This window comes from uncultured Enorma sp., from assembly GCA_905210055.1.
Classification (GTDB): Bacteria; Actinomycetota; Coriobacteriia; order Coriobacteriales; family Coriobacteriaceae; genus Enorma.
On record CAJLVH010000108.1, the window covers coordinates 1 to 6,856 of the forward strand.

Consider the following 6,856-nt stretch of genomic DNA (forward strand, 5'->3'; position numbering starts at 1 on the left):
GCCGGAGGTGCATGCGGCGACCACCGCGTCTAACCACCCGGGGTGCCGGGATCAGCGTGCGCCACTCCGCTCCGCGCCATCACTCGAGTCCATGGTCAAGAGCTCTTGCGCGTTCGAGCGTGAGCGTTTGAACGAGGCCGCGCGCCGCGCTTATGATGAGCTGTACAAAGGCATGTTCGGCTACCAGGAGCGCATCGAGGTGCTGGGCGCAACGGGGGAGGAGCTCCAGGACGCATACGAAGCTCTGCGCTACGGCACGCCCGAAGCACTCTGGCTCGACGGATTCAGCCGTCGTCACTCAGCGATTTCCGTGCAGAACTGGGATGTCTTTCCGGTGTATCGCATCTCGAAGGATGGGACGGCACGTCTGCTGAAAGAGATGGCGGACCGCTCGGAGCCTCTGCTTGCCGCCTTGCGCACCCTGTCTTCCGACGAGCAACGCGTGCAGGCGGCGCACAACGCGCTCATTCTGAACTGCGACTACAGCGATACGGACGATCTCGTGGAGGCGACGGCCGCCGGCGCGCTCGTGAATGGCAAGGCGCTCTGCTTGGGTATTTCGCTCGCCTTCAAGTACCTCATGGATCGCCTCGATATCCCGTGCATCGTTGTGCGCGGTAATGCGAACGGCTCGGGCAAGATGGAGGATGCGGGGTCGCACGCGTGGAACCTTGTGCAGGTGCAGGGCGGTTGGAGCCATGTGGACGTGACATACGATCTCTCAGGCTCGAGTGACAAGCGCCGCCCGTTCCTCACGTACCTGGGTCTTTCCGATGCGCAGATTGCGTCGACGCATACGTGGGACACAGGCAAGTACCCCGCTGCGACGCGCTCTTTCGACTGCTATCGCCGCAAGGGTCGCTTCGTGTGCAGCTGGGACGAGCTTGCCGGCCTCTTCGACCTCACGCTCGCCCGCGACCGCTTCTGCGCGTTCCAGCTGGACGAGCGCCTCGCCCGTACGGGTGCGACGGGCGAGCGCGTGCTTTCTGCCGAAGAACTGCGTCGGAAGATCTTCGACCTCGCCGGTGCCTCGCTCGCCGGCGTCATGATCGGGAAGTACCAGCTTTCCGTCACCGGCAGCAATTCTCTGCACGTCTACCACGTCGCCGTTGTGTAGGCGAGCATCTGCGCCTGCCTTACACGCGGCCTTCCGTGCTAAAAATTGCCGAAACCGTCACGAAGCGCCCCCGCATCCTCGCTTCGTGACGGTTTCGGCAATTTTTAGCACGGAATTTAGCGCGGAAGGCTGCGGGCGCATCGAAGCTGCGGGCATGGTGGTGCTGCGAGTGCAGTGGTGCTGCGAGTGCGGCGGTGCTGTGGACGCGGCGGTGCCGCGGGCACGCTGAAGGCTATAGCTGGAGTCCGGCGTGCACCTGCAGCTTGCCGGCATACGTGAGCAAAAGGGCGGCGTTGTCGCAAGCGGGGATGGGCTCGCTCAGGAGTTCGTGCAGGTATGCGACGCGCTCGGTAATCTCCTTCTTGTTTGGTAGCCGTAGCTCGCCATCGAAATCGTCATCGAGTAATGGTTTGCCAATCCAATGCGCCCACGCTGGCGGCACGGTGCCGCCCGTAGCCAAGTTGTGACGAAGCGAAGCGCGCACGACGGCGTCCGCATATCCTTTCTGCATGATTTTATCGGCGGTTTTCAGAGCGCTTCTAAGCCTGTCCCACAATGTGGAATTAGGTCCGTCGAATCTCCGCAATCCCATCTCGCCCAGGCTGCGGATTCCGGCTTTCGTTATATCTTGGCTGAATTTCACGCAGTGCGGATAGACAGTATGGAGCGCCTGGCGCGCAAGCAGGGGCGCATTCGCCTCGTCGAGGGCGCTGAAAAGCTGTTCGGTGAAGATGTCCCATGCTTTGGGATCCATGAGGCCGGGGTAAGTGCCCAGCATCTCCTCGGTGATGCCGTCTGTCCGTTCGATGAGATGACGGCAGGCGTCTTGTGCAAGGAACCCCAGGGCGAGCGGTTCGTTCATGAGCTGCAAGAGCCGCTCGATGTTATTGTCGGGAATAAAGACCGTTCGAAATACTGACGGGAGCAGCGGATTCTGGCACAGGTGCAGATAGCAGTGATGGGCGGCTAAGGCGCGCTGCACGGAGTTGTACGCTTGAGAACGCTCGCGCTCTTGCTGAAGTATCTCATCGGTATCCGGTTGGGAGAAGAATGGGAGCGCAGCGGGCTTGGGGAGCGCTTTTGTTGCCGCTGCATCAACAAACGCCTCGGATACGAACCGTCGTGCATTGTCGAAGCCGCGCGTTTTGAGAGCTGCCCAAAGGTAGCATTCAAGATCGTGTCGCTGGTTTTTCGTCGTGCGCTCTCGTAGACCTTCGCATACCTGAGCAACGGTGGAAACGGTTTTTCCGTCGCGTTGCATAGCGGATATCGTACAGGTGAGATCGAGTGTAGCCTGATTGGTGAACGCACCGTGTTCATCCTCGCGGACATTTGGATTGACGGCGAGTGCCGGGTCTCTCATACCGAGCGCTTCGATGCTGGCAAGCGCGAGCCCAAGGCTACGATGGGCTCGGTTGAGCAGTTCACGTGGGCCGCCGTAGGCACCGCGCCAGCGCTCCCAGCCCAGGAAGAACGTCTGAAGTTCCTGTTTTGTTGCGGGGCCGTCACCATATACAATGAGGTTTTCATTTCCGCCCGTCAGGTTCGATTTAATGTAGCCTGCGCTTAGGATTGTCGATCCTGCTAAGATGATCACCTCGCTCGGGTGGCTCCCGTGTTCGGCGCTATGGGCGCGTACGGCAGATACAAGGAGGCGCAACGCATCTCCAATGCCCAACCCATGGCCGATTCCATCGAAAACGATAAGTTGCGGGAAGGCTGCCTCCCGTTCCTCCTGCGTGTGCGGAACGACTTTTTCCTCATGGGGTGCAGGCTCGTTATCACATGCGATGAGGTTTACGGAACCAGCTTGTATGCGCTTGAGAGAGCGCAGCATAAGCGCGTTCAAATCCATCGTTGCTTCGTCGCTATGCGTTTTTCGAGATTTCCGAGGCACGCTGCGCCAATGGACGTACCCCACATGCGGGTGTTCGATATCGGTTATCGGCATGCCGAAGAAACGGCGGCGCTCGGAAGGTGTTTGCTTTACGAGAGACCAGATGAGGCTTGAACGAAAGATGTCTTCAACGATTCCCTGGCGCAGCGCGACGGCAGTCATGCCGTTGCCATCGCGTGGATCGCAGGGATGTTCGGAAAGGAGCGATCGCTTGGACATCCCGCTTTCATTTGGAAGGAGCCGGTAGAGGGGTAGCGGGAACTGTGCGGGTGCGAGCCAGTCCGCTTCGTTCGCGGATTCGTTCCACTTCATGCTTTGCATGAGGGGCGGCACCGTCCGCGTGCGGCGAAGCAGTTCCGCATGATAGGCGTCCCAGTCCCATGTAGCCATGCTGTCATCGCTCCTCAGTGCTATTCACCGAAGTATCGTCAGCGCGCTTGGGGTTGATCGTGAGCGCTTCGTCCGCCGCATAGTAATCTGCGAACGCAACGAGCCGGCTCTCCCATACCTTGATCTGTTCGTTTCGCTGGCAGGGCAAGCTGAAATCGAAGGTATGCGATGCATGGACGAGCTTTACTGCAACTTCGTGGCGGTTTTGGTGCTCGCCGAACGCGTTGAGCGTGAGGCCACACAGATCGCGGTATATATCGGCCTGTAGATCCTCATAGAGCCAGGTGCCGTATGGCCGACGTGCAGAGAGCAGAAGCAAGATAGCAAGCTCGGCGGCGGCATCATCGCGCTCTGGGTCGATGCACACGTCGAGCAGCGCGCTATAGAGGTCATATGCACGGTCGTACTGTTCATTGGATAAGCGTTCGGAAACACCACTGGTCAGGGCATTCAAAACATGGCGGCAGGTGAAGAGCGCGCGTACAATCGTATGTTCGAAGGTGACTTGGCCGTTTCGCATGGTGAGGATGCCGCGCCGTGTGACCATACGGTCGATGACGTCCTCGCGGCTGGGCTCGTCTCCCCCCGCACCGAGTGTTGCCTCGCTACGAGCTTTCCCGCGGTAGGTCTGATAGCGTTTGCGGAAGGTGAGCTCGTCGATGCTGTCGCCACCGGCTTCCGCCGTCATATCGAACGCGATGTGCGCGAGCACTAGGTCGTCGTACACGTCCTGCTCGGGGAGCTTCGGCAAGAGTTCGACGAGCGTATCGAGCACGTTGAACGCCGTGGCGTGCGGGTTGCGCAGCAGCGAGCGCACGAGCGCGGTGAGCAGGAGCGGGTTTCCTAAAAGGCTGCCGAATCCGGGCGTTTCGGCAATGTCTTCGAATGCGATGGCTTGCGCATCGTCCTCCGGGCGGTTCTGACGGAGGCGTTCGAAAAGATCGCACTGACGGTTGCGATCGAAGGGGAGCAGACGCACGACGTTGTCGGAGAGCGCGTGCTCTAACTTGAGCTCACTGGCGTCCTCAAGCGGTCTGCTCGTCACGATGAGGCGTTGGATGTTGTAGCGCGGGTCTTCGGCAAGATCGGCGAGGCAGTCGATGTAGCGGTTGCGTACGGTGAGCGGTACCTCGTCGATGGAATCGACGATGACGAGCGAATCGGGGGCCTTCAGGAGGTTGCGGAAGAGCTCGAGCGCAGCTTGCTTGTCGCCGTTCGAGACGGTGCGGAAAGGCGCTTTGAGGGCGTCGGGTAGCTGGCGATAGAGGAGGCTCGCGAACTCGTCGCTCGAAAGCTCCGGGCGTGTGCTCTCCAGAGCTTCGAATCCCTTGCCTGCAAGCGCCGCCTCCGGTTGTGCGATGAGCACGGGCGTGCAATTCATGAGCGGGACTGCCGCCTCGTGGTGCGTGAGCGTGTTGAAGAGCGTGCCGTCGCCCGAGATGCGCATGCGTGCGATGCCGGCGGCGAGACCCTTGACGTAGGTGGTCTTGCCCATGCCGGATCCCGCCTGAACAAGGAGGCGAGCGCGTCCTGGCATGCGGGCGACGATGCAAGCGGGATTGGCTGCGCGGGGGTCACTGGAGCTGGGCGTGCCGGCACCGGGGCGCTGCTCGAATTCGGGCGCGACGTAGAGATCGCTGTATGAGAATCGCTCGTTGTCTGCATCGCGCATGTCGAGTACGTCGCCCCAGGCGGCGACTTCGCGCAGGTAGCCGCTCTTGAAATCGAGCATGGCGCTCACGCCGCCCTGTTCGAGGTAATCGAAGTGGTCGAAGAGCGCGTCAAAGGCAGAGGGACTTGCGCCCAACAGGAGCCGCACGATGGCGCAGGTTGCCGCGGCGGCGATGCCAAGAGCGGAGTCCGGCCAGGCGCAGGCATTCATGAGCTGTGTGCGCTTGCTTGCGTCGAGGAGCGGCTCGCCCGTGCCCGGGGCAGCGGCAGGCTCGCGCACCTCGGCGTCGAGCAGCGCGCTCAGCAGCTCCTCGCGGGCGGTGGTGATACCGAGCTGCTTCTCCACTTCACGCGCGGCGGCGAACGAGAGGCAAACGGCGAGGTCGAGCGCTTGGCGTACGCTCGTGCGCATGTCGTCTTCTGTGCTCGAGTCCGATCCGAGCCGACGTGTGTCCATCAGGGTGTCCAAGCGGTTGCCCTTGTATTGCTGGTTCCAAAGAAATGTTTCGTTGAGCTTGCTGTTCTTCTTGCCCTGCATAAAGAGCATGAGGAACGTCATGCGCTTGTCGTCGAGATTGTCCGCCGTGGTCTGCTCCTTGAGAAGCGCTTTCGTGTCGAAGTCGCCTCGATAATCGTCGAGGTCGCGGGCGTCGAGGACAAGATCGCCGAACGGGCGTGAGCGCAGGACGAGTTGGCCGCCCGGGCCGATCCCGCGCTGACAGACCTGGTCTTGGAGCTTGGGAGGCTCATCGGTGCTGCTTACGTGGTCGAACTGGTGGAAACCGTAGAACCACAGGCCTTCCGTCTGGTCGTTGAAGGAGGCGTACGGACGCTCCGGGATGCGCGCGTCGCGCGTGGTCGAAAGCATGCGGCACAGCTCGTCGAAGAGGGCGGGCGGCAAAAGCTGTGCCAAGCCGGGTGTTTCCTTGCTGTGCGCGTCACTCGACGCGGCCCCTTCGTTCGCGGTGTCTGCTCCCCAGAAGTACTTGTCGAAATCGCCTGCCCGGTATTCGTTCCAGGAGTGATATGCGGTGTATGCACGGCGTCTAGCCGACTCTTCGCTTGCCGACGAAGGGAAGCTCGCTCCGATGTTCTGGGTGATCCACGAGGCGAGCATGGGGGCGGATGCCTTTTCGATAATGCCGTGTTGGACGAGCGGCTGCCATAGGGCTTCAAGCAACGAAAAAGATTGCTGATAAACGTTCGGCATCTCGACTCCCTCCGGCAGCGCGACTCTTTTCATTATACGCACCGGGAGGCGCGCCGCATACGCGAAAGCTGGCGTGCAACTTGAGCATGGGGCGTTGTGATTGGGTGCTGTGACCTGCGCATCCGTGATGTTACTCGTCGCTCCCGCATCGCACCCGGAGGGTTTGGCGTGAGCGTGCAGGGCGTGGCGGTTATCTTGCTGCCAAGCGACGCTACGGCGCGAAGGATGATTGCGGAAAGGAGCACGTCATGGCTGTCAAAGGCAACTGGCCGCGCGAGGGCTGTACGCTGTTTGATAAGTTCTGCTGGCTGTATCTGGGGGACCTGCCCGAGAAATTGCGTGTGCGTGTGAGCGACGATTTCGACCCGAGCGCGTTTGGCTGGGACGGCGTCCAGCCGGGAAAGAACGTCGAGATGGTGACGGCGTTCAAAAGAGGGGCGACCAACGGACAGGTCGCGCGCCACGAGACGGCGTGCGCGGCCGTGGCAGATGCGGCGGCGGACTCGCCTGCGACGGATGCGACGGCGGTCGCAAGCGTGCAGGCGGATGAGCCCGCAGCGCCCGCGGGAGA

General features: G+C 61.3%; 4 protein-coding genes. 2 read left to right on the forward strand and 2 right to left on the reverse strand.

Annotated features, from left to right (window positions below):
- Window positions 1-1,117, forward strand: a 1,117-nt coding sequence (locus QZ079_RS07155; protein WP_297036989.1) for a transglutaminase domain-containing protein, incomplete at its 5' end; no start/stop codon positions are given.
- A 232-nt stretch (window positions 1,118-1,349) separates the two neighbouring features.
- On the opposite strand, the gene QZ079_RS07160 is transcribed toward QZ079_RS07155, so the two are convergent.
- Both QZ079_RS07160 and QZ079_RS07165 read right to left on the reverse strand, forming a co-directional pair.
- Entirely contained in the window at window positions 1,350-3,335 is a 1,986-nt protein-coding gene (locus QZ079_RS07160; RefSeq protein WP_297036992.1) for a hypothetical protein, read from the reverse strand.
- A gap of 73 nt (window positions 3,336-3,408) precedes the next feature.
- On the reverse strand, window positions 3,409-6,285 hold the full coding sequence (locus tag QZ079_RS07165) for an NACHT domain-containing NTPase (protein WP_297036995.1): 2,877 nt from the start codon (window positions 6,283-6,285) through the stop codon (window positions 3,409-3,411).
- Between the two features lie 248 nt (window positions 6,286-6,533).
- Here QZ079_RS07165 and QZ079_RS07170 point away from each other — a divergent pair.
- Window positions 6,534-6,856 (forward strand): hypothetical protein (locus QZ079_RS07170; protein ID WP_297036997.1); only part of this gene is annotated, 323 nt, incomplete at its 3' end.

What these genes read in the sequence shown, in the direction of transcription:
- QZ079_RS07160 (WP_297036992.1), bottom strand. Translation starts at nt 3,335, where the DNA reads ATGCAAAGCATGAAGTGGAACGAATCCGCGAACGAAGCGGACTGGCTC.
- QZ079_RS07165 (WP_297036995.1), bottom strand. Translation starts at nt 6,285, where the DNA reads ATGCCGAACGTTTATCAGCAATCTTTTTCGTTGCTTGAAGCCCTATGG.